Annotated in this window: 21 protein-coding genes; 9 read left to right on the top strand and 12 right to left on the bottom strand. The window is 31.1% G+C overall.

Annotation, left to right across the window (positions count from 1 at the left end; translation table 11 throughout):
* Positions 1-534: 534 nt before the first annotated feature.
* The 9 genes from GQR97_RS16220 (at position 535) to GQR97_RS16180 (ending at position 7,382) form a co-directional block, all read left to right on the top strand.
* The gene (locus GQR97_RS16220) at positions 535-858 is read left to right on the top strand and encodes a hypothetical protein (protein ID WP_158850294.1); all 324 of its coding nucleotides are present in this window, start codon (positions 535-537) and stop codon (positions 856-858) included.
* Positions 859-1,009: 151 nt separating this feature from the next.
* A complete protein-coding gene (locus GQR97_RS16215; RefSeq protein WP_158850292.1) occupies positions 1,010-1,360 on the top strand; it encodes a hypothetical protein in 351 nt (116 codons plus the stop codon).
* 213 nt (positions 1,361-1,573) lie between these two features.
* Positions 1,574-1,783 (top strand): helix-turn-helix domain-containing protein, encoded by a 210-nt coding sequence (locus GQR97_RS19990; RefSeq protein ID WP_158850290.1) that lies wholly within the window; start codon positions 1,574-1,576, stop codon positions 1,781-1,783.
* Entirely contained in the window at positions 1,714-2,577 is an 864-nt protein-coding gene (locus GQR97_RS16205; protein WP_158850288.1) for an IS30 family transposase, read from the top strand. Before GQR97_RS19990 ends, GQR97_RS16205 begins: the two co-directional genes overlap by 70 nt.
* A 51-nt stretch (positions 2,578-2,628) precedes the next feature.
* Positions 2,629-3,858, top strand: coding sequence for a WD40/YVTN/BNR-like repeat-containing protein (locus GQR97_RS16200; RefSeq protein WP_158850286.1), 1,230 nt, complete (start codon positions 2,629-2,631; stop codon positions 3,856-3,858).
* Between the two features lie 211 nt (positions 3,859-4,069).
* Positions 4,070-4,576 (top strand): hypothetical protein, encoded by a 507-nt coding sequence (locus GQR97_RS16195; RefSeq protein WP_158850284.1) that lies wholly within the window; start codon positions 4,070-4,072, stop codon positions 4,574-4,576.
* A 177-nt stretch (positions 4,577-4,753) separates the two neighbouring features.
* Entirely contained in the window at positions 4,754-5,008 is a 255-nt protein-coding gene (locus GQR97_RS16190; RefSeq protein ID WP_158850282.1) for a hypothetical protein, read from the top strand.
* A gap of 4 nt (positions 5,009-5,012) precedes the next feature.
* Complete coding sequence (locus GQR97_RS16185; protein ID WP_158850280.1) at positions 5,013-5,288, top strand: hypothetical protein; 276 nt, start codon at positions 5,013-5,015, stop codon at positions 5,286-5,288.
* Between the two features lie 159 nt (positions 5,289-5,447).
* Entirely contained in the window at positions 5,448-7,382 is a 1,935-nt protein-coding gene (locus GQR97_RS16180; protein WP_158850278.1) for an alpha-L-fucosidase, read from the top strand.
* A gap of 260 nt (positions 7,383-7,642) precedes the next feature.
* Here GQR97_RS16180 and GQR97_RS16175 read toward each other — a convergent pair whose 3' ends face one another.
* The 12 genes from GQR97_RS16175 to GQR97_RS16120 form a co-directional block, all read right to left on the bottom strand.
* On the bottom strand, positions 7,643-9,709 hold the full coding sequence (locus GQR97_RS16175) for an ATP-binding protein (RefSeq protein WP_158850276.1): 2,067 nt from the start codon (positions 9,707-9,709) through the stop codon (positions 7,643-7,645).
* A 272-nt stretch (positions 9,710-9,981) separates the two neighbouring features.
* Positions 9,982-12,054, bottom strand: a complete 2,073-nt coding sequence (locus tag GQR97_RS16170; protein WP_158850274.1) for an ATP-binding protein — start codon at positions 12,052-12,054, stop codon at positions 9,982-9,984.
* A 346-nt stretch (positions 12,055-12,400) separates the two neighbouring features.
* Complete coding sequence (locus GQR97_RS16165) at positions 12,401-14,467, bottom strand: tetratricopeptide repeat-containing sensor histidine kinase (RefSeq protein ID WP_158850272.1); 2,067 nt, start codon at positions 14,465-14,467, stop codon at positions 12,401-12,403.
* Positions 14,468-14,748: 281 nt separating this feature from the next.
* Positions 14,749-16,815: an ATP-binding protein gene (locus tag GQR97_RS16160; protein ID WP_158850270.1), complete on the bottom strand. Its 2,067-nt coding sequence runs from the start codon at positions 16,813-16,815 to the stop codon at positions 14,749-14,751.
* Between the two features lie 274 nt (positions 16,816-17,089).
* Entirely contained in the window at positions 17,090-17,896 is an 807-nt protein-coding gene (locus GQR97_RS16155; RefSeq protein WP_199269869.1) for a type 1 glutamine amidotransferase domain-containing protein, read from the bottom strand.
* Between the two features lie 8 nt (positions 17,897-17,904).
* Positions 17,905-19,065 carry an iron-containing alcohol dehydrogenase gene (locus tag GQR97_RS16150; RefSeq protein ID WP_158850268.1) on the bottom strand — a complete coding sequence of 387 codons (1,161 nt, stop codon included), beginning with the start codon at positions 19,063-19,065 and terminating at the stop codon, positions 17,905-17,907.
* 20 nt (positions 19,066-19,085) lie between these two features.
* Complete coding sequence (locus GQR97_RS16145; RefSeq protein ID WP_158850266.1) at positions 19,086-20,084, bottom strand: NADP-dependent oxidoreductase; 999 nt, start codon at positions 20,082-20,084, stop codon at positions 19,086-19,088.
* A gap of 10 nt (positions 20,085-20,094) precedes the next feature.
* Positions 20,095-20,727 (bottom strand): nitroreductase family protein, encoded by a 633-nt coding sequence (locus tag GQR97_RS16140; protein WP_158850264.1) that lies wholly within the window; start codon positions 20,725-20,727, stop codon positions 20,095-20,097.
* A gap of 17 nt (positions 20,728-20,744) precedes the next feature.
* On the bottom strand, positions 20,745-21,410 hold the full coding sequence (locus GQR97_RS16135; RefSeq protein WP_158850262.1) for an NAD(P)H-binding protein: 666 nt from the start codon (positions 21,408-21,410) through the stop codon (positions 20,745-20,747).
* A gap of 1 nt (position 21,411) precedes the next feature.
* Positions 21,412-21,996 carry a TetR/AcrR family transcriptional regulator gene (locus GQR97_RS16130; protein WP_158850260.1) on the bottom strand — a complete coding sequence of 195 codons (585 nt, stop codon included), beginning with the start codon at positions 21,994-21,996 and terminating at the stop codon, positions 21,412-21,414.
* A complete protein-coding gene (locus GQR97_RS16125) occupies positions 21,996-22,364 on the bottom strand; it encodes a MauE/DoxX family redox-associated membrane protein (RefSeq protein WP_158850258.1) in 369 nt (122 codons plus the stop codon). Before GQR97_RS16125 ends, GQR97_RS16130 begins: the two co-directional genes overlap by 1 nt.
* Before the next feature lie 148 nt (positions 22,365-22,512).
* Complete coding sequence (locus tag GQR97_RS16120) at positions 22,513-23,412, bottom strand: EamA family transporter (protein WP_158850256.1); 900 nt, start codon at positions 23,410-23,412, stop codon at positions 22,513-22,515.
* Positions 23,413-23,584: the final 172 nt, after the last annotated feature.

Raw genomic sequence — 23,584 nt, 5'->3', positions numbered from 1 at the left:
TCAATTATTTGAAAGATTATTAAAGAAGATCAAGCTGAGAAGCTTGGTCTTTTTTTTGTTTTATTTTAAAATTTTATACTTTTTTTAGCTGAATACGGAAAACCGTAAAGTATTGAGTTTATACTTCTGTAAGTTTATAGCAGAATTAGTTGGCTTAATAACGATGGCTTTAAATTAAAAAGAATTATTAACTATTATCATCTAGAAAAGAATAACATAGAAGTAATAAAAATTTTGAAGTAAAAGTTATACATTAGTAGACATAATAAGTATATAGTTAACATATAACTATATATAATTGTTGGCAATAATATGGAAAGACTCAAGCGAAATTGGAAATGGCTAGTTGGGATTGGAATTTTCCTTCTCATCTATAAAATTCTTGTTCCTTACCAATATAATTTCTATTTAGAAAGAGATTTGATTGACTTTGAGCAGACTGATACGCTAATCGTTATCGGAATTGTATTTCTAATTTCTGTTTTCGTTTTTTACAAGTTTTTATCAATCGAAAATGACATAACGCTTAGAATAATGAAGACTTTCGCTTTTTCTGTATTTATGGGAGTTGTATATTTTATCTGGATTCAAAGCATCATAATTGCTTCTGGATTATTTATAAACCGAATGAGTAGTACTGATACCGTGACCGAACGTTTTGAAATCACTTACGTTATGAAAAATGGAGAAGTCGGAATTAGGTCATTAGAAGACCAATATTTTGAAAGAACTGAAAAAAAGTTTGCGGAATCTGACCTGAATAAAATAAAAGAAGGAGACACAATAAAGATAGATTTTCAGAAAGGTGTTTTTGGAAAAAAGTATTTGAACTCTGGAAAAATAAACATTATGGAATAAAATACTATTGCCAACACAGTATAAAAATAATTGCTATTTTAGGCTTAATCAAAGGTCGTTGCCCTTTTGTTACGTCTGATTTTCCTTCGGAAAATCCTAACACACAAAACCGCAACTATTCTTATAAATAAACGTTGTACTGCATTTGAGAATGAAACACACAATTATAATATTAACTCTGATTTTAACTCTGACTTCATGCAATCGGACTGAAAAAAAAGCAACGCTTCTTTTGGCTGACCGAGAAGCTCCTTTAGGTTGGAATTATTTAAGAATATATCCAAACAAAACGTTTGAATTTGAATCTCGCGGATTGGAACGCAAAGGAGATATATATGCTGGAACTGTGGAATTAAAAAATGACACGTTATATTTTAAATATTCGGACTCAATTCCTAAAATGGGAAATAAAGCAATTTTGACTGACAAGTTTGTTTCCTACTTTGACGGTGAATATCCCGAAAGATTAGAAATAAAAAAGAATGAATTGAAAACGGAATAAAAAAACGCAGTACAACACCGTGTAAAAAACATTGCTTATTTTAGTTAAGCCGTTTGGTCGTTGCTTTGTTTGCTAGCATCTGATTTTCCTTCGGAAAATCCTCGCACTCAAACACGCAACGTTCCTTACACATAAACGTTGTACATAATTTAAACAAACCTAGCTGTACTCAAGAACTTAACGCAACAAATCTAAATTAATAGATTTGTTATTATGGTACGTAAAAAAAATGGTCGCCTTACCCTTAAAGAAAGAATTCAAATTGAGACTCTTTTAAACGAAAATAAGTCCAAAGCTTATATCTCAAAAACGTTAAAAAGAGCGCGTTCTACAATCACTAGAGAAATTAATAAATGGGTGAATCTGATAGAGATAAATACGCTGCTGAACTTGCTCATTGGTACGCTAAAGATGATTATTTAAACAAGAGAAATACAGATAAAATATCTATTCATAATAGGCTTCGATTCTATGTCTATAAAGGCCTTTTATCCGAATGGACTCCTGAGCAAATTTCTGGAAGATTAAAAGAAGAATATCCTAACGATACTATTATGTCTATTTCTCACGAATCCATTTACAGGTATATTTACACACGCCCTCAGGCTTCCTTAAACAAAAAACTCATCAAACTACTGGTTCATAAAAAAACAAGACGTAGGCCTTCTAAAAAAAGACGAGGTACAGGAAGTAAAATAATCAATCAAGTCAGTATTGACAATAGGCCTAAGCATATTGAGCTAAGACAAGAAATTGGACATTGGGAAGGTGATTTAATGATTGGGAAAGATCATAAATCTGCTATTGGAACTATTGTTGAACGTAAATCTAGATATACTTTAATTATTAAATTAAAAGCTAGAAACTCAAAAGAAGTAGCTAAAATGTTCTCAAAATATTTAAATAAACTTAACCCGATATTCAAGAAAACAATGACTTATGACAACGGAATTGAAATGGCTAAACATCAACAAATAACTAAAAAAACAGGCATGAAAATCTACTTTGCACACCCATACTCTTCTTGGGAAAGAGGTACTAATGAAAACACAAATGGACTCATTAGAAGATACCTTCCAAAAGGAACAGACTTTAACCTAATTGATAAAAAAAGGTTAGCAGAAATTCAAGAAAAACTAAACAATAGACCACGTAAAATTATTGGTTTTAAAACCCCTAAAGAAATTATGCTAAATGAACTGAAATTTGTAGCTTAGACTCACTAAAAAAAAGCAACGTTTGTTGCGTTAGAACCTTGAATGCAGCCTATGAAATTCACTTTTAAATATATCTTTGCTTTTACTTTTATTTTCTTTTCATGTTCAAAACATGAACTGACAATTGATAAGACAGAAATAGAAATCAATCAAAATAAAGTAAGAATTGGAGATACAATAACTGTAAAAGGTAAAAATTTAGACATAATTTCACATTTTTCATTCAGCGGTACAAAAGCAGAGCCTTTTTTTATAAGTCCGGAAGAAATGAAAGTTATTGTGCCTATACTTTACAATGAGGATTTCAATTTAATAACTTATGGAGATTATCAGATAATAGATTCAACTCCTATGAAACTTATTGGGACTTTCCCATTAAATTATAATTTCCCCTATGAGACTATTTGGGGGATAAAAATGATTAATGAGAAAATCGTTTATATAATCGTAGGTTCGCAATTGTACAAAACAACTGATGGTGGATATAATTGGCACGCACTAAAAGATTTTGGTTCTTTTGTAGGGAAAAACATTTTTTTTATTGATGAAAATGAAGGTTGGATTGGAATTAAGGATAATTTCCATTTTATTCTTTATCACACAAATGATGGAGGTACTAGTTTTAATCAAATATTCGACAGGGGTTATTCTGAATCAGAAATACTTGGCATGCATTTTAGCACTCCAACGAATGGCTATTTAGTGAGTAAATCAGGAGAAATATACCACACAAATGATAATAGTAATTTTGATTTAATTTATAATTTTTCAACTGGTCCAGCTGGGGATGATTTTTATTTTAACAGTTTTAGTGTATATAATAACAATTTAATTGCCTCTGGTGTAAACTCTAGCGGAGAATCTGTTCTTTTACAAGGAATAAATAATATATTCAGCTATACCATTCTTGAAACCGATACTGCTAGTAATGCTGGAATTTCGAATGTACAGCTAATTGAAGAATCACAAGCGTATATGTCATATCAAGGAAATGTTTATTTTAAAAACAATATAACAAGTGGTAATTGGGAAGAAAAAAGTGGTAATCAGTTTATAGGTGATTTTCATTTTATTAATAAAAGTAAAGGAATTGGAATAACAGAAACTATAAGTATATGGCAAAATAACGATGTTGTTTTTGAAACTTATGACGGAGGAACTACTTGGATAAACAAATTAAGTTTTAGAGATTTCGAGTATAGTACAAATATCGATTTTTACAATAATACTGGGTTTATTACAGGACATAGAGGGAAGATTTGGAAACACATATTCGAATAAAACTATGTACAACAATGGCTATAATTAATACGGGTTTTAGTCTTTAAGGTATAAACCCGACTTATCAGTAAAGTCCGCCAAATCTTTTGATTTGGCTTTAGTACAAAAAAGATAAAAAAAATAAAAAAATTTGGCTAAGTGCTTAATTGAAAGTTCAATACTTTTAATTCCCGTACTAACCATAGCCTAGACGTTGTAAAATATTTAAGAAATGCGAAAAATACTGATATTAATTTTGATGCTATTAGTTTCAATAAACATTTTTTCTCAGGAAGATTATATAAAACTACCACAAGCAAAAACTCAAAAACCATCTTTCATTTTCAATCAAAATATTATTGGAAATGAATATTTAATAAAAAGTTTGGGAACTTCAGAGGATGAGATAAAATCTAAAATCAATGAAATGTCAATATTAAAAGAGGTTCCGAATAAAGAACTGATTGACTATTATAATCTCACCGAACAAGGAATATTATTTGTGGATTTAAAAAAAATTCCAGAAAGCAAAAATCAATCAGAATTGAATCAATTTTTCGGATTGAAAAAAAAAGGAAAAATCTATATTGATGGCTATTTATTAGAAAGCGAAAAATATAACATAGCATTAATTTGTATTACGGAGATAGAAATTGTTGAGCCAGATAGTGCAAATGGACTTAAAAGCAGAGTTCTCAACATATGGACTTTACCAAAAAATGAAAGATATCAGGAATAATTGCTTTGGATTAAAAACGTTTTACAACACAGTATATAAAAAATTGCTATTTTTAGCTTAACCAATGTTAGTTGCTTTGTTTGCTAGCTTCTGATTTTCTTTCGGGAAATCCTCGCATACAAACCGGCAATATTTTTATACATAAACGTTAGGCACAAGCAAGAAAACCGTTTGAACATGAAAGAAAATGAAATATTAAGAGAGCAGATATCAGAAATAGTAAAAAATCAACTGGAAAATAATGATCCTCCGGAAACAAAAATCATATATAACCAATTGACAAATACTGGATATAATGACTTTCAAACGCGACAAATGATAGGACAGTGTGTAGCTGTAGAATTGTTTGAGATTATTAAAATGAGTAAACCATTTGATAATGACAGATATATAAAAAATTTAAAAAATCTCCCAAAAGAGCCATTTGAATAAAATTATGAAAATAGAATTAACAAAAGAGGAATATAAAACGCTACTTATTATAGGCTATTGTGGAGATTGGATACTAAACAGCCATAAAACAATAGATGATAATATTTCAAAAAAGTCTGAAAATTTCGAACAAAAAATATTTTCCTTCGCCAAGGATGCTGGTTTAGAAAAATGGGTAGAATTCGATACTGAAATGGGAAAATACTTTCCTACTGCCGACATGGAAGATGAATTACACAAATTTATTGATCTATATAATTTGAGACAAAAAAAACTATAAAAAGCCAGTGCTTAACATAGTATATGAAAAATTGCTATTTTTAGCTAAACCAAAGTTAGTTGCTTTGTTTGCTAGCTTCTGATTTTCCTTCGGAAAATCCTCATTGCTAAACATTAGCAATAATTAAATAATACTATAATAAAGTAAAAATTTATGCAAATGAAAAACAATTTAAAAACAACCATAATGCCTGTGTTTTGCATTGTTATAGTATTGTTATTTGTTCAATGTAAAAATACCGCAGACATAAGTAAACAAACTAGCCATACGCCAATTATGCCTCCTTTACCTCGATTGCAGATGGATATAGCGACGGGTAGCCCAGATTTGCAATGGTGGCGCGATGCTAAAACAAACCGAGAAGAACGTTTAGAGGATTGGCGCGATGCGCGATTTGGTTGTTTTATTCATTGGGGGGCATCTGCGATACTTGGAAGTAGTTGGAAAGGAAAAGCATATAGTGGTTATGGAGAGCACATACAACGTATGGCAAAAATCTCTTGTGAGGAATACCGACGAGATGTTGTTGGAATATTTAATCCTACAAAGTTTAATGCAGATGAGTGGGTAAAAACTATTAAGGCAGCAGGTATGCGATATGTAATAATTACAGCTAAACATCATGATGGTTTTACTATGTTCGATTCGGATGCTAGCGATTATAATATTGTAGACGCTACGCCTTTTGGTCGTGACCCGATGGCAGAACTTAAGGCTGCTTGTGATAAAAATGGATTAAAATTTGGGTTTTATTATTCACATGCGTTCGACTGGGGAGAACCTAATGGGCCTGGTAATGATTGGGATTATGAAAATCCAGGAGGAGACAAACATTTATTTGCATCAAAAAACACGAAGTGGTTTGATGAACACCCGGAGATTGCTCCTCGAATTCGTAAATACGTTGACGAGAAATCAATCCCTCAAGTTAAAGAACTAATCTCTAAGTACGATCCTGATTTCTTGTGGTTTGATACTCCACATAAGCTTCCACCCGAAGAGAACTTACGTATTTTAAAAGCTGCTCGTTCCGCCAAACCTAGCATCGTGATTAATAGTCGTGTTGTATCTGGTTATGATGGTGGTCCAGAACATTTTGGTGATTATGCGAGCACTGGCGATCGTGCTGTTGATTTTCCAGCAAAAGAAGGGGATTGGGAAGCCATCCCAACCACCAACGAATCGTATGGTTATAATGAGTCAGATCGTAGTCATAAAACACCTGAATTTCTTGTTCGGGTTTTGGTTAAAGCAGTTGCAAGAGGCGGAAATATGCTGCTTAATATCGGTCCTAAAGGTGACGGTATAATTGATGCTACTGATATTAATATACTTGAAGGCATAGGCCGGTGGATGGACGTTAATGAAGCAAGTATCCATGGTGCCGTTCGAACAACACTACCAGTACAAGCATGGGGTGAGTCTACAAGAAAGAAAAATACATTTTATTTACAGGTCTTCGATTGGCCAACTGACGGAATTCTAAAATTAGGCGGATTTTTAGGGAAGGTGAATAAAGCGTATCTATTGTCTGATAAAACGCAAACGGCAATAGCTTATAAACGTACAGATAATAAGACTATAGAATTTGAAGTTCCAGCCAAAACTCCTGATGCAGCGAGTAGTGTACTGGTTGTTGAGGTAGATGATGCAGAGAATGTTGATTTACATCGCATGATTTCAACAACCCAAAATAATATGCTTCGCGCTTTCGATGGAATAGCTGTTGGCGGTGAATTTAAATATGGAAATGGTAAAATAACCAATAACGGTGTTTCTGGCTGGAAGGATAAGAACCAATCTATGACATGGCCAGTATATCTTACCGAAGCGGGTAAATTTAGGGTTGTTGCAGAATATAAAACTTTCAAGCAATCAAATAAGTTTACTGTTGAGGTTGGTAATACGGCTCTATCAGGCACAACATTATCGGACAAAAGAAGATTAAGAGATAAAGATTACATTAAGCAAGATCTTGGAAGTGTAAATCTTTCATCAGGAAATATGATATTTAAAATACACGCTGACAGTATCCCTGAAGGAGATCTTATGGAATTACGTGCTTTGCATTTTATACCAATTACAGACAAATAATTAAAACAAATTATATTAAGTATTTGTTATCGAGTATTATATGTTATAAATTCTTTCTGTTACGTTTTTTTTAATCATCATAGAATAGAAGTATAATTATTTTAACCTTTTTAATTATTACTACAGGTTTTATAGTTTTAATATAAATATAAATATAAATATAAATACAAATCAAAGCTTGGAACCTCCTTGTAAATTAGCCTTTAAATGATGAAGGAAAGATTTAAAACATTTAAGAAATGTATTTTTTGAAAATGGAGTTAAAGCTTTTTTGTTTTTGGTACCGTAAAATAAAAAGAAGATCCATGATTTAAAGTGCTTTCTACGCAAATAGTTCCGCCGTTGTTTTGCACCATTTCTTTACAAACCCTTAATCCTAAGCCAGTTCCTTTTTCGTTTTGGGTTCCGTAAGTGGTAGAAGTTTCTTCGTCGTTAAAAATATTATTTAGAACGTCTTCGCTCATGCCAACGCCATTATCTCTAACCACTATTTCCCAAAAATTAGATTTTTCCGAAGCATCGATAGTTATCGCTCCATGTTCGCGAGTAAACTTCACAGCATTGCTAATTAGATTACGAATTACAATATCAATTTGATCTTTATCGCTCCATGTAATTACCTTTTGATTGATGTTGTTTGCAATTGTAATCGATTTTGCCTCCGTTTGTTTAGATAGTAATTTAATGCTTTCGTCTACCAAAGTTTTAATGGTTGTATAATTAGGTTTGGTAACTAATCCATTCATTTGGGTTTGTCCCCAGGTTAATAAATTATTTAAAGTAAAAGCAATACTATCGATGTTTTCTCCTATTTGAGGCATAAACTCCATGAACTCGGTTGTAGTTAGTTCACTTTTATTAAACAAGTCGAATAATGATTTAAATGAATTAATAGGGCCTTTTAAATCGTGTGCAATAATAGAGAATAGTTTGTTTTTAGTGTTGTTTGCATCGTTTAAATGAGCTTCGTTTTTCTTTAAAGCCAACGTATTTTCTATCAGTTTTTGATTTAAAATATTTTGAGTTCTGTTATTCTTTTTAAGGATAATGATAATTATTAAAAAGGCAAAAATAACTAACGCAGAAATATATGTATAGCTAAGTTGTTTAGCATCCTTCTTCTCATTCGCTAAAATATATTGGTCCTTTTCATGTTCAGCGACCAGAGTGGACTTTAATATTCTTAATTCTTTTATATTATCGTTTTTATTTATTGTATCAGAAATGGCTTTAAATTCTTCTAAATAGGTGAGTGCGGCAACCGGATCATTATTTGTTTTTTTGATTTTATATAGAATTTCAAAAATTTTATCGCGGTTTGTTAAAACATTGAGCTCTTTTGATATTTCTAGTGCTTTTAAAGCATAGGCTTCGGAAACTTCATAATCTTTAAGTTCAAAATAAACTTTTGATAGAAGGAGGTTTAATTGTTTTTTTTCTCTAATGGAATCGATGTTTTCATGAATTACTTCGCTCTTTTTTAACCATATAAGTGCCTCGTTAAATTGATTTTTTTCGAGATAAATATTGGCTTTTATTTGATAAATGTAAGCAAGCCAATCATCTGTTTTAAGTTTTTCGAAAATAGAAATAGCTTCATTTATATTTAAATTGGCACTTGTTAAATCTCCCATTGAGGTATAAGCAATTGCTAGATTGGAAAGAATTATTCCTGTTCTTTCTTCTTCTCCAGTTTTTTTATTTAGTTCCTTAGCCTTCTTTAAAAATAATATGGACTGTTCATGGTCTTTTTGGTTACCATAAAGGGCAGAAACGTTTAGATATAAATTACTTAGCCAGGAATCGTTTTTACTTTTTTCAGCAATTTCAATAGCGCTTAAATATTCTCTTAAAGATTTAGCATTTTCCTCTTTATACTCATACTCTCTGGCCAATTCAATTTTGGATTGTATAATAATTAATGTGTCATTAATTTCTTCGCCTTTTGAAAGTGCTTTTGAAAAATAGGAGATAGCCTGATCTTGGTCTCCTTTATCAGAATAGTATATACCTAGAAAAAAATGACCTTTAGCGTCACCTTTAGTATATTTAATGGCTTTACTTAGGGTAATAATCTCCTTGGAAGTAAAAAGCAAACTATCTAAATTATAGTGAATATATTCCCAGTTTAAGTCGTGTAATAAATTAATATAAGTAGTATCTTTTTTAAAATTAGGCGTTTCCTTAAGTTTTTTGATTTTATGCTGTATATCTTTCTTTATGTCTTCTTGCGAAAATGCCGAAAAACTATTAGAAAATGAAAGAAAAAGTATCCATATAAATACATAGAAAAGTTGGGGATACTGTATTTTTAAGTTAAGGTGCATAAGCAATACTATAGGCTGAGTTATAGTACAATTTACAAAATCCTTGTTAAAATATAAGTAGCAAAAAGAGATAAATACACGATTTTACTTATAATAAATTAATCTTCGGATAAACTACTCGGTTAAACCTTTTTTACAGGCCAAAAAGGTGTTAAGAAAGAATTATAACATTGTGTCCGTGAACAAAAAATGACACTAAATTAGATCTTTATTTGTAAACCTCAAATTGTTAGAATACGTTAATAATTATTATTCTAAAATGAAACTCTAATTTATAATAAAAGTTTTTTTGTTTTTGGAACCGTAAAATAAAAAGAGGATCCATGATTTAAAGTGCTTTCTACCCAAATAGTTCCGCCATTGTTTTGCACCATTTCTTTACATACTCTAAGCCCTAAGCCTGTTCCTTTTTCGTTGCTGGTTCCATAAGAGGTAAACGTTTCTTCATCTTTAAAAATGTTTATTTGATCTTCTTGACTTATCCCAACACCATTATCTCTAACTGCTATTTCCCAAAAATCAGATTTTTCCGAAGCATCAATAGTTATCTCTCCGTGTTCGCGAGTAAACTTCATGGCATTACTAATTAAATTGCGAATTACAATATCAATTTGATCTTTATCACTCCATGTAACCACCTTTTGATCTATGTTATTGGTTGCTGTAATCGATTTTACTTCTGCTTGTTTGGCTAGTAATTTAAGGCTTTCATCAACCAAGTTTTTAATGGTTGTATAATTAGGTTTGGTGACTAAGCCATGCATTTGGGTTTGTCCCCAGGTTAATAGGTTGTTCAAGGTAAAAGCAATACTATCAATGTTTTCGCCTATTTGAGGCATAAACTGCATGAATTCTTCTGTTGTTAATTCACTTTTATTAAATAGGTCGAAAAGACTCTTAAACGAATTAATTGGACCTTTTAAATCGTGTGCAATAATGGAGAATAACTTGTTTTTAGTACTATTAGCGTTGTTTAAATGGGCTTCATTTTTCTTAAGTGCTAGTGTGTTTTCTATTAGTTTTTTGTTTAAACGATTTTGAGTTTTATTATTCTTTTTAAGAATGATGATGATAATGGCACAAGCTAGAATAACTAGTACGGATATATAAATATAGCTACGTTGTATAAGTTGCTTTTGTTCATTCTCTCTTATATATTGCTCTTTTTCTTGTTCGGACTCAAGATTAGACTTTAGTATTCTTAATTCTCTTATATTATTTTTTTTATTTATTGTGTCCGAAATTGATTTTAATTCTTCTAAATAAGTTAAGGATTCTTTATAACACTTGTCTGTTTTTTTGATTTTATAGAGAATTTCTAAAATTTCATCGCGGTTTTCTAAATTATTAAGTTCTTTGGATATTTCTAATGACTTTACTCCATATGTTTCGGCTAACTCATAATCTTTAAGTCCAAAATGTATTTTAGCCAAAAGAAGGTATAAAGTTATTTTATATCTCTTTTGGTCGATATTTTTATGAATTTCATTACTTTTTTTCGCCCATATTAGAGCTATATTTAATTGATTTTTTTTGAGATGTACAGTTGCTTTTATTTCATAAGCATAAGTTAGCCAATCATCTAGTTTAAGCTTTTCAAATGCAATAATAGCTTCGTTTATATCAGAATCGGCACTTGCTAAATCTCCAACTTCAATATAAGTAAAAGCTAAATTAGAAAGTGTTATAGCTAGCAATTTTTTATCACCATTTCTTTTATTGACTTCCATAGCCTTCTTTAAAAACAATATGGTCTGTTCATATTCTTTTTGAAGACTGTATAAAACAGAAATATTAATGTAGTATGTTGACAACCAAGAATCTTTTTTGTTTTCCTTAGCTATTTCAATACCTTTTAAATACTCTTTTAATGATTTAGCATACTCTTCCTTATACATATACTCTGTAGCCAATTGGTTTTTGGATTGCAGAATGATTTTTATATCATTATCCTGTTTTGCTTTGGAATAGGCTATTGAAAAACAAGAGATGGCTTGGTCTTGTTCACCAATATCCGAATAGTAACCACCTTTAATGATATACCCATTTGCTTCACCTTTTGTATATTTTATAGCTTTACTTAGTTTAATGGTTTTGTTAGCAATAATGAGTAAACTATCTAAATTGTAGTTGTGATATTCTTCGCCTAGTTTATTTAATAAATTGATATAAGTGGTATCTTTTTCAAAATTGGAAGTTTTTTCAAGTATTTTAATGTCACGTTGTATATCCTTTATTATACCATTATGTGCAAAGGCCGAGAAGCTATTGGAAAACCAAATAAAAATTACCCATATAAATGTATGAGAAAGTTTGGGATGTTTGTTTTTTAAAATATGTTGCATAAGCAATACGATATAGCTTGTTGTATTATAATTTACGAAATCCCCATCGCAATATAAGCCACAAAAATATATCTCAATAAATTTTTACATGGTTTTAGCTACTTTTCAATATGTTTTATCGATTAAAAGCATTTTTAATCGATAAAAAGATGTTTGTAAGAAAATTAAAGGATCGTTTTTTTCTGATAAATAGTAGATGTAAAGTATCTAAATAGGGTAGCTGTAATAAAAAGTTATTCAAAGGGATAGCCTATTTTTGGATATAAAAGCTAAAATTATTATGAAGTATTAATAAATTTATCTAGAACTTAATCTGATATTGTAGAGTTTCTCTTATAAAATTCACTTAATATGTTTTAGTTTTAAGAATCGTAAAATAGAAAGAAGAACCTTGATTTAATAAGCTTTCTACCCAGATAGTTCCACCATTATTTTCTACCATTTCTTTACATACTCTAAGGCCTAAGCCTGTTCCTTTTTCGTTACTGGTTCCATAAGATGTAACTGTTTCTTCCTCTTTAAAAATGTTTATTTGATCTTCTTGGTTCATCCCAACACCATTATCTTTAACTACTATTTCCCAAAAATCCGACTTTTCCGAAGCATCGATAGTTATCGTTCCTTGTTGGCGTGTAAACTTAACGGCATTACTTATTAAATTTCGAATAACAATATCGATTTGATCTTTATCACTCCATGTAACCACCTTAATATCAATATTATTAATTGTTGTTATCGATTTTGCTTCTGCTTGTTTAGATAGCAACTTGATACTTTCGTCTACCAAAGTTTTAATAGTTGTATAATTAGGTTTGGTGACTAAACCATTCATTTGGGTTTGCCCCCAAGTTAATAAGTTGTTTAGCGTAAAAGCAATGCTGTTAATATTTTGGCCTATTTGGGGCATAAACTCCATGAACTCTGCTGTAGTTAGTTGACTTTTATTAAACAAATCAAAAAGACTCTTAAACGAATTAATAGGGCCTTTTAAGTCGTGAGCAATAATGGAGAATAGTTTGTTTTTAGTATTGTTAGCACCGTTTAAATGGGCTTCGTTTTTCTTTAAAGCTAGAGTGTTTTCTATCAGTTTTTTGTTTAAAACATTTTGAGTTTTATTGTTCTTTTTAAGAATGATGATAATGATTAAAAAAGCCAAAATAATTAATACTGAAATATAAATATAACCGCGCTGTATTACTTGTTTTTGTTCACTCTCTAATATATATTGTTCCTTTTCTTGTTCAGACTCAAGATTAGATTTTAGTATCCTTAGTTCTTTTATATTATTCTTTTTATTAATGGTGTCCGAAATGTCTTTTAACTCTTCTAAATAAGTAAGGGATTCTTCATAGCTGTTATTTGCCTTTTTAATTTTATAGAGAATTTTTAATATCTCATCACGTCCATCTAAAATATTTAATGCTTTGGATATTTCCAGCGCTTTTAATGCATAACCTTCCGCTATATCTGAACGTTTAAGGCCTAAATATGTATTGGCTAAGTGTAGGTATAAAGGGATTTTGTAGCGGCGTTTATCTATGTTAGTATGAATTTCCTCGCTTTTATTTAACCATTTTAAAGCTTGATTGAATTTCTCCTTTTTTATATAAACAGTTCCTTTTAATTCGTAAGCATAGGAGAGCCAGGAATCTAGTTTTGCCTTTTCGAAAACAGGGATAGCACTATCTATAGCATTGGTGGCGCTTTTTAAATCTCCTGTTTTGATATGGCAAGCCGCTAAATTATTTAGGATTTTTGCAACTTCGACATCATCTCCATCTTTCTTGTAGACTTCTAGGGCCTTAGTTAAATATAAAATGGTTTGAATATGCTCTTTTTGGACCCGATATATTACAGATATGTTTACATAACATCTAGATAGGCATTGGTCTTTATTGTATCTTTTAGCTATTTCTATGGCATCTAAATATTGTTTTAGCGCTTTTGCGTAATTGTCTTTGTATTTATACTCTACCGCTAATTTAATTTTAGATTCTAGCAATAAATCTATTTGTGATATGGCTTCTGCTTTGGAAAGTGCTTTTGAAAAACATGAAATGGCGCGATCTTGCTTTCCTATATTAGAATAGTATAGGCCTTCAATTAAATACCCTTGTATTTCTCCTTTAGAGTAATTTATAGTTTTACTTAGTTTTATAGATTCGTTAGAAACAATAAGTAAACTATCTAGATTGTATTCGGCATATTGCAAGCCTAAATCATACAATAAATTAATATAGATAGGGTTTTGTTTAAAATTTGAAGTAGCTTGATATGTTTTAATTTTACGTTGCAAATCTTTCTTTACATCTTCTTGTCCAAAAGCAGAAAATATATTGAAAAAGCAAATAAAAACCATCCATATAAAAGTATAGGAAAGTTTGGGGTGTTGTATTTTTAAAATACACTGCATGAGAAATGCTAAATAGTTTGTTATATTATAAATTAAGACATACCTACTGCAATATAGGATTCAAAATTATTTACACACAATTTCTTACCGGTTATTGGGTGTTTTTTCAACAATCACATCGATGAAGTGTATTTTTTATCGATTAAGTGTATTTTTTGCAAAAAAAAACAATGCTTTTATTTTATGTGAATTGATGAAGAAAATGAGAATATAAGGTAAAAAGTAGCCTATTTCTAAATAAACAAAAGGCTGTCTAAAATGAAGGACCTTTTTATTTCAAATTAAAGTTTTTTAGTTTTAGGAATAGTAAAATAAAAAGAAGAGCCTTGGTTTAATACACTTTCTACCCAAATGGTTCCTCCATTAATTTTTACCATTTCTTTACAAACTCTAATTCCCAAACCAGTTCCTTTTTCATTATTAGTTCCATAAGATGTAACCGTTTCTTCTTCTTTAAAAAGATTAATTTGATAGTCTTCTCGCATGCCAACACCATTATCTTTAACTACTATTTCCCAAAAACCAGATTTTTCTGAAGCATCAATGGTTATCGTTCCATGTTTGCGGGTAAACTTAACGGCATTGCTAATTAAATTACGAATAACAATATCGATTTGATTTTTATCACACCAAGTAATCACCTTAAGATCTATATTATTTGTTGTTGTTATAGATTTTGCTTCCGCTTGTTTAGATAGCAGCTTAATACTTTCGTCTACTAAAGTTTTAATGGTTGTATAATTCGGTTTGGTGACTAAACCATTCATTTGGGTTTGTCCCCAGCTTAATAAGTTATTTAGTGTAAAAGCAATGGAATCTATATTTTCACTTATTTGAGGCATAAATTCCATGAACTCAGTTGTAGTTAGTTCACTTTTATTAAACAAATCGAAAAGACTCTTAAACGAATTAATAGGGCCTTTTAAATCGTGTGCAATAATAGAGAAAAGCTTGTTTTTAGTGTTATTAGCATCATTTAAGCGAGCTTCATTTCTCTTTAATGCTTCGGTATTTTCTATTAGTTTTTTATTTAGAATATTTTGAGTTTTATTGTTCTTTTTAAGAATGATGATGATAATAGAAAAAGCCAAAATAATTAACGCAGAAATATAAGTATAGCTTAGTTGTTTTGCGTCCTTTTTCTCATTCTTTAAGATATATTGTTCTTTTTCTTGTACCGATTCTAGGTTAGATTTTAGTATTCTTAGTTCTTGTATATTATTGTTTTTATTTATGGTATCTCTAATCGCTTTTAATTCCTCTAAATAAGCAAGGGCTTTTTCAGGTTGCTTATTATCTTTTTCGATTTTATAAAGAACTTCTAATGTTATATCGCGTTCTTCTACGGCACTTAGTTTTTTTGATATTTCCAGAGCTGCTATACCATAGGCTTCGGCTACATCATAATTTTTAAGGCCCAAATAAGCTTTGGCTAAAAATGTGTATAAAGGTATTTTGAATCTTGTTTGATCAATACCGTTATGAATTACTTCACTTTTTTTTAACCATATTAGGGCATCGTTAAATTTCTCTTGTTTTAGATAAATTGCTGCTTTTAATTCGTAAATATAGGTTAACCATAAATCTAATTTAGCATCTTCAAAAATGGATATAGCTTCATTAATATTATCAGTAGCACTTTTAAAATCTCCTATTTCAATATAGGAAGAAGCCAAATTAGCTAGGGTTTTTGCTGTTAATATATCATCATCACCTTTTTTGTTGATTTCCATGGCCTTCGTTAAAAATAAGATTGCTTGGCTTTCTTCTTTTTGGACATTATATATTACAGAAATGTTTATGTAACAAATGGATAACCATTTGTTCTTGTTATTTTTTTTAGCAATTTCAATACCATCTAGATATTCTTTTAATGCATGGGCATAATCTTCTTTGTATTTATACTCTGTTGCCAATTTAACTTTAGATTGTAGTAATAGGTCTAAATTATTAATGGCTTTTGCTTGTGAAAGTGCCTTTAAAAAAAATGCAATTGCTTGGTCTTTTTCACCTATATCAGAATAGTAATTACCTTGAATTAAATAGCCTTGTATTTCTCCTTTAGGGTATTTAATAGCTTTACTGAATTTAATGGATTCGTTTGAAACTATGAGTAAACTATCTACATTATATTGGAGATATTGTTTACCCATCTCAAACAATAAATTTATATAAGTGGTATCTTTTTTGAAATTGGGAGTTTCCCGAAGTATTTTAATTTTAGATTGTAAATCTTTCTTTATGTCCTCTTGCGCGAATGCCGTAAAGTTATAGGAGAGTAAAATAAAAATAATCGATAAAAAGGCATAGGGAACTTTAGGGGATTGTGTTTTAAAAATATGCGGCATGAACAATAATAAATAGCTAATTTTAGCACAATTTACAAAAGCCAATCTCAATATAACTTGAGAAATGATTTATATGAATGGTTTTGCATATATTTAATTTTTGTTATCTAATCTATTCATTAAAACCGATTTTAATCAAAAAAAAAGATAATTTAAAAACTCCATTTTTTTATTCCTATAAAAACAGAAATATAAAGTGCAAAAACAGGCTAATTATAAACGAAAAAAGGTTGCCCAAAATAGGCAACCTTTTAAATAATATAAAATGCTTAAATTATTTTAAACTCTCTAATAATTTTTCAGCAACTAACTCAGATGATGCTGGGTTTTGACCCGTAATTAAATTACCATCTTGCACAGCATAAGGAGCCCAGTTATCCCCATTAGAATAAAATGCACCACTTTCAATAAGCATATTTTCTAATAATAATGGCACAACAGCAGTTAACCCAACAGCAGCTTCTTCTTTATTAGAGAATCCTGTTATTTTTTTACCTTTAACTAGGGCCGTTCCATCGGCATTTTTAACATCTTTCAATACGGCAGGTGCGTGACATACAAATGCAATTGGTTTTTCTTGACGATCGAATTTTTCTATTAACGCTACAGATACTTTATCGTTGGTTAAATCCCATAATGGACCATGACCACCTGGATAAAATACAGCATCAAAATCGTCTGGATTCATATCTGCTAATACCTTTGTATTTGCAATTTTAGATTTAGCATCGGCATCTTTATTATAACGATCTGTAGATGCTGTTGCTGCATCTGGAGAATCACTACTTGGATCTATAGGAGCAGCGCCACCTTTTGGTGTTGCAATTATAATTTCTGCACCTTTATCTAATAAAGTATAATATGGGCTAGCAAATTCCTCTACCCAAAATCCTGTTTTTTTTCCTGTATCTCCTAATTTATCGTGAGATGTTAATACAAATAATATTTTCATGTCTTTATCTTTTTTTAATTCTGTTTTTACTTCTGAAACGCTTTCAGAAACTGTTTCTTTTTTTGTTTCATTACAACTAGATGCTGTAATGATAGTTAGCGCTAATGCTAAGGTTTTAATTGATTTCATATAAAAAATTAGTAAGCCATTTTAACAATTTTCTCAACCTTATCTGGCGATAAATTTTGGTGTTCTCCTAAACCTAACCACCCACGATCTGTAAAACGTTTAGAGATTTTTTCGGCAGTGCCTTCGTAATCTTTTGTGTAATCAGATAATTTCGTGTCTATACCCAATTTGTGGAAAAAGCCGACTGTTTTCTCGATAGCAGCATACGCTTTATCGTCTACACTACCTTCTGTAATATTCCAAACGCGTTCACCATACTGTGCTAATTTTTCTTTTTTAGCTTCAAAATTATACTTGTAATGGCTTGGTGTAATTACAGCTAAAGTTCGTGCATGATCGATACCGAATAAAGCGGTTAACTCGTGTCCCATAGCGTGCACAGCCCAATCTCCAGGAACGCCTTTTTGGATTAATCCGTTTAAGGCCATCGTACAACTCCACATAAAGTTAGCTGCTGCTTGGTAATCTGTAGGATCTTTTATCACTTTTGGAGCCACCTCAATTATGGTTTGTAAAATGCTTTCTGCAAAACGATCTTGTAATAATGCACCAACGGGGTACGTCATGTATTGTTCTAAAACATGTGTAAAAGAATCCATTAATCCATTTGCCAATTGGCGTTCTGGAATAGAAGCAACCACTTGAGGATCTAAAATAGAGAACTCAGGGAATAAGCCTGGACCACCCATGCCTAATTTTTCCTTGGTTTCTGCTCTTGTAATTACGGCACCAGAATTCATTTCCGATCCTGTTGCTGGTAAGGTTAAAACAGTTCCAAAAGGCATACCTTTTTCTGTTCTAATTTTTTCGGTTAAAATATCCCAAGGCGTATCACCTTTAAATAAAGCAGCAGCAGATAAAAATTTGGTACCATCTATTACAGAGCCACCGCCTACAGCTAATAAATAAGTGATTTTTTTCTCTTTAATCACTTTTAATGCTTCCAATAAAGTGGCATATTCTGGGTTGGCAGGAATACCTCCAAACTCAGTAACATCTACTTTTGTCAAAGCTTTTTTAACTTGGTCGTAAATACCATTTTTCTTAATACTTCCACCGCCATAAAGTAATAATACTTTGGCGTCTTTAGGAATTTCATTTTCTAATTTTTCAATAGAACCTTTTCCAAATATAATTTTAGTTGGGTTTTTAAATTCAAAATTGTTCATCTTCTTTCTCTTTTAATTTATTATATTTTCACTATCATTTTTCCTTTGTTTTTACCTTCAAATAAATCGATAAAAGCATTTGGAATATTATCAAAACCTTCACCAATAGTTTCTGTATATGTTAATTTTTCTTCAGATAACCAACCTGATAAATGTTTCATGGCTTCTGGAAATTTTTCAGCATAATTAGAAACAATAAATCCTTGCATTAAGGCACTGTTTTTAACCAAAAATGGTTGTACGCTTACACTTCTTGGTGTTTCTGTGTTGTTGTAAACAGAGATGGCACCACAAATAATTGTTCTAGCAAAGCGGTTAATGTTGAATAGCACTGCATCGGATATTGGACCGCCAACATTGTCAAAATAAATATCTACACCATTTGGCGCTGCTTTTTTAATATCAGCTTGAATGTCTTTGCTTGTGTTGTAATTGATACCAGCATCGAAACCAAACTTAGTTTTTAGCATTTCTATTTTTTCATCTGTACCAGCAATTCCAATCACTTTAAGGCCAAGAATTTTTCCTATTTGCCCAACAACAGAACCAACCGCTCCAGCAGCTCCAGAAACTACAAGTGTTTCTCCTGCTTTAGGTTTTCCAATTTCGTTTAAACCTAAATACGCCGTTAAACCTGTCATTCCTAAAACACCTAAATATGTGCTTAATGGAGCTTTAGAGCCATCTACTTTAAGCAAATTTTCACCGTTGGAAATCTGTTTTGTTTTCCAGCTTAACATGCCCGAAACAAAATCGCCTTCCGCAAAATTCTTATTTTTAGATGCAATTACTTTGGCAACAACACCAGACTGAATGGGTTTATTTAATTCAAAAGGAGGAACGTAAGATTTAGCATCGCTCATACGACCTCTTAAATAAGGATCTACAGAAACGTAAGTGGTTTCTAAAAGCAATTCGCCGTCCTTAATATTTAAATTAGAATCCTCTGTTACAAATTCAAAATCTGAAATTGAAGGTTTCCCTTGCGGTCTATTTTTTAATAAAATGGTCTTTTCCATAATTTTATTTTTAGTCTATTACTGTTACTAATTCTTCCATAGGTTTTCTAACCTTTACAAGATTTACTAACCAATCTGCATCGTCCTTTCTATAACCAAGAGGCAATAAAACCGCACTACGTAGTCCTTTTTCGCGTAAGCCTAAAATTTTATCTACAGCAGCAGGATCAAAACCTTCTAATGGCGTAGCATCTACACCTTCGAAAGCTGCAGCAGTTAGCGCCTCTGCAAAAGCTATATAAGCTTGTTTTGCCGCGTGATTAAAGTTCTCTTCCGCATCTTTTTGAGGGTAAGAATTTAATAACATTTGGCGATAATCTTCCCAACCTTTGTTTTCGAAACCACGAATTTTGTTTGTTAAATCGAACATGTGGTTAATTCTATCTGCTGTGTATGTATCCCAAGCAGCAAAAACGAGTAGGTGAGAGCAGTCTGTAATTACAGATTGATTCCAAGCTATAGGTTTAATTTGTTCCTTTATATCTTGATTTTTAATAACAAAAATTTCAAATGGTTGCAATCCACTCGATGTTGGAGCTAAACGAGCAGCTTCTAGAATACGTTGTATTTTGTCTTCTGAAACTTTTTTTCCATTCATTGCTTTTGCAGCATATCTCCATTTTAATTTGTCTAATAATTCCATGTGATTAAATTTTTCTTTTAGTTATTTATTGAAATTTGTTTTATATCGTTTGAAGTAATAATGACTTCGGCATGACTTGTACTGTTCGCTAAATTTATCATTGCTTGCGCTATACTTTCAGCATTTATAACTTTGTATTGTTTTAATTTCCCTATAAATAAGGGTTCAATGACTTGGAAAATAGCCAGCCCCATTTTTTCTAATAGTCTGCGCTCTTTTCTTTCGCCACCAATTAAAGATGGTCTCAAAATAAAAGTGTTTTTTATGTTTTGTTGCAACACATCGTGTTCCATTTCTCCTTTTGTTTTGTTGTAAAATACTTTACTGTTTTTATTAGCACCCATTGCTGAAATTACTAAAAAAGAGGGTATGTTATTTTGTTTTGAAAGAGTTGCGGCCGCTACAGGAATACCATAATCTATTTGTTTATAAAGCGTTTTATCTGGTGTTTTTTTTGCTGTTGTGCCAATGCAACAATACACCTCGTTTGCTGTAAAATCTCCTTTAAATTCATCCAATTTTAAAAGATTACCAGTAAATTGTGTTACAATACTTGGTAAACCTTCAATTTTAGAACGAGAAAACAGTTTAATGCTATCATATCTATCATCTTCAATCAATTTTTGAAGAATTATACTTCCGGTTAAACCGGTTGCACCTAATATAATTGCTGTTTTTTTCATGCTATTTACAAAATTTTATACTGTTCCAAGCCGATTGATAAGCCTCTTCTAAATGTGTTTTATTTAATTGAAATGCACCACGTTTTTGAGTCATCATTAAAAATGATAACGGATTTATAGCATAGGCATATAAAAGATAATCTGATAGTGGTTTTATAACGCCTTCCTTTCTACCGCGTTCCCAAAGGTCGAGTAGAGGCTGTAAGTGTTTAATACCTTCCTGTCTGCTTGTTTCATCAATCATGGGTGTATTATCACATTGTGCTAAAAACATTGCGTGTTCGCACTCTTTTAGTTTAAAATCGGCTATGCGCTTCCATATTAATTCGAAACCAGCTTCAACAGGCATACTTTCATCATAAGTTTCAAATGCATATTTGGTATATTCTGCTTTAACGTCTACATAGGTTTGGTTTACTAAATCCTGCTTGTTTTCAAAATATAGATAAATAGTAGCAGGCGATACCTTTGCCATTTTAGCTATTTTACTCATAGGTGTAGCATGGAAACCATCGTTGTTTACAAGCTCTATTGTAGCTTTTATAAGTGCATTACGCTTATCTATGCTTTTTTGAAGTTTAGCCATTAGTTCTTAATTTTTGAAAATTTATATGCCAGTGCTATTAAGATAAACTGTATTGGTAATCGTATTAATGCTGCTTTGTGACTTCCAATTGCTGGCGTATTAGAAAACACATCCCATATATGTATGGGCAGAAAGCATACCATTAAAACTAATATTCCGGTGGCAGCTGTATATTTATATTTTGGTATAAGTAACAGCATACCAAGAATAACTTCTACAAATCCTGATGCATAAATAATAAAGGTTTTATATACCATAAAGTCGGGAACAAAAGGATTAAAAAAATCTGCTTTTATAAAATGTTGAGCTCCTGCATATATCATAAATATGGCTAGTAGTATTCGTAAAATATTCCAAAAATGTTTCATTTATTCGTTTTGAGAGTACAAATATATATAAAAAATGAACGTTCATTCTTTTTTTTAACAAATATTTATTATTCAACTAAACAATCAAGGAATAGAGAAGGTGTTATGTTAACAATAGAGCTACGAGAACTCAATAAAAAACAAGGGTTTAAGAGTATAAAATAAAAAACACACCTAATAGAATACCAGCAAGTGGAACCAGTTTTTTTCGTTTGTTTTGCTCCTTAAATATAAGTCCGCCCACAACCACAGCTATTAAAATCTGACTTCTTTTTATAGCAGAAAGTAACATAATTAATGCATCGGGATCTTGAAGCGCTTTAAAGTAGAAATAATCTGCGGCTTGGAGTAAAATTCCAACTGCAGGAATAGACCAACGAAATTTAAAGGCTCTTCGTTTTTCGGCATAAGGAAACCATGTAATAGATAAAATAACAAGTAAAATAAGAATGACATAAAAGCAAAACCAAAAGATTAAGGTTTGCGGATTTAGATGTAAACTCTGGATCAAGAATTTGTCGTACAAGCCACTAGAAGCGCCTAGAAATGTGGCAGCGATTATAGCGAAAATCCATTTATTGCTTCTAAAGTTAATACCTTCTTTCTTTCCTATTTTTGAATATAATAACACTGAAAATATAATAAGAAAAAAACCAACCCATTGCAAAGCGTTTGGGCGTTCTTGATAAATAAGAATCGCGCCAATAAAAGTAAAGAATGGTCCTGCCGATCTAATTGGTGTTACAATAGTAATAGGTAAATGCTTTAAGGCCTGATAAGCTAGTACCCAAGAACATGCCATGATAGCCGATTTTATAAAAATAAAACCATGAATAGTCCATGAGATTTTCGTGATAAGAAAACCAATTTCCTTGGCATATTCTGGATTATATACCGAAATTAAGTAAAAAGGTAAAACAAATATAAATCCAGAGCTTACCGTGCCTAAAAGCACAGGAAAGACTTCATTGCCTTGTACGGCATGTTTTTTACATAAGTTATGTAACCCTAAAAATAACGCGGCTAAAAGCCCTAAATACATCCACATCGCGCGAAAATAAGCTAATGCATCATTTTAGGAAATAAATGCACAAAAAAATGATATAAATTTAATGTTTGCTGTACGAGATCTTAATGCTAAGTTTTTAAATTAATAGACGAATATATGTGGTAGTATAGCCTCTATCTATCTCTTTATATAAAGTTTATCTACTACGAGT

This window comes from Algibacter sp. L1A34 (assembly GCF_009796805.1).
In the GTDB taxonomy this organism is placed as follows: Bacteria; Bacteroidota; Bacteroidia; order Flavobacteriales; family Flavobacteriaceae; genus Algibacter.
The sequence above is the reverse complement of the archived record's forward strand: the minus strand, read 5'-3'. Positions and strand labels throughout refer to the sequence as shown.

Coding starts and splice junctions, on each gene's coding strand:
- GQR97_RS16200 (WP_158850286.1), top strand. CDS start 2,629: ATGAAATTCACTTTTAAATATATCTTTGCTTTTACTTTTATTTTCTTT.
- GQR97_RS16140 (WP_158850264.1), bottom strand. CDS start 20,727: ATGGAATTATTAGACAAATTAAAATGGAGATATGCTGCAAAAGCAATG.
- GQR97_RS16150 (WP_158850268.1), bottom strand. CDS start 19,065: ATGAACAATTTTGAATTTAAAAACCCAACTAAAATTATATTTGGAAAA.
- GQR97_RS16215 (WP_158850292.1), top strand. CDS start 1,010: ATGAAACACACAATTATAATATTAACTCTGATTTTAACTCTGACTTCA.
- GQR97_RS16160 (WP_158850270.1), bottom strand. CDS start 16,815: ATGCCGCATATTTTTAAAACACAATCCCCTAAAGTTCCCTATGCCTTT.
- GQR97_RS16165 (WP_158850272.1), bottom strand. CDS start 14,467: ATGCAGTGTATTTTAAAAATACAACACCCCAAACTTTCCTATACTTTT.
- GQR97_RS16190 (WP_158850282.1), top strand. CDS start 4,754: ATGAAAGAAAATGAAATATTAAGAGAGCAGATATCAGAAATAGTAAAA.
- GQR97_RS16130 (WP_158850260.1), bottom strand. CDS start 21,996: ATGGCTAAACTTCAAAAAAGCATAGATAAGCGTAATGCACTTATAAAA.
- GQR97_RS16180 (WP_158850278.1), top strand. CDS start 5,448: ATGAAAAACAATTTAAAAACAACCATAATGCCTGTGTTTTGCATTGTT.
- GQR97_RS16125 (WP_158850258.1), bottom strand. CDS start 22,364: ATGAAACATTTTTGGAATATTTTACGAATACTACTAGCCATATTTATG.
- GQR97_RS19990 (WP_158850290.1), top strand. CDS start 1,574: ATGGTACGTAAAAAAAATGGTCGCCTTACCCTTAAAGAAAGAATTCAA.
- GQR97_RS16185 (WP_158850280.1), top strand. CDS start 5,013: ATGAAAATAGAATTAACAAAAGAGGAATATAAAACGCTACTTATTATA.
- GQR97_RS16175 (WP_158850276.1), bottom strand. CDS start 9,709: ATGCACCTTAACTTAAAAATACAGTATCCCCAACTTTTCTATGTATTT.
- GQR97_RS16170 (WP_158850274.1), bottom strand. CDS start 12,054: ATGCAACATATTTTAAAAAACAAACATCCCAAACTTTCTCATACATTT.
- GQR97_RS16155 (WP_199269869.1), bottom strand. CDS start 17,896: ATGAAATCAATTAAAACCTTAGCATTAGCGCTAACTATCATTACAGCA.
- GQR97_RS16120 (WP_158850256.1), bottom strand. CDS start 23,412: ATGTGGATGTATTTAGGGCTTTTAGCCGCGTTATTTTTAGGGTTACAT.
- GQR97_RS16205 (WP_158850288.1), top strand. CDS start 1,714: ATGGGTGAATCTGATAGAGATAAATACGCTGCTGAACTTGCTCATTGG.
- GQR97_RS16220 (WP_158850294.1), top strand. CDS start 535: ATGAAGACTTTCGCTTTTTCTGTATTTATGGGAGTTGTATATTTTATC.
- GQR97_RS16145 (WP_158850266.1), bottom strand. CDS start 20,084: ATGGAAAAGACCATTTTATTAAAAAATAGACCGCAAGGGAAACCTTCA.
- GQR97_RS16195 (WP_158850284.1), top strand. CDS start 4,070: ATGCGAAAAATACTGATATTAATTTTGATGCTATTAGTTTCAATAAAC.
- GQR97_RS16135 (WP_158850262.1), bottom strand. CDS start 21,410: ATGAAAAAAACAGCAATTATATTAGGTGCAACCGGTTTAACCGGAAGT.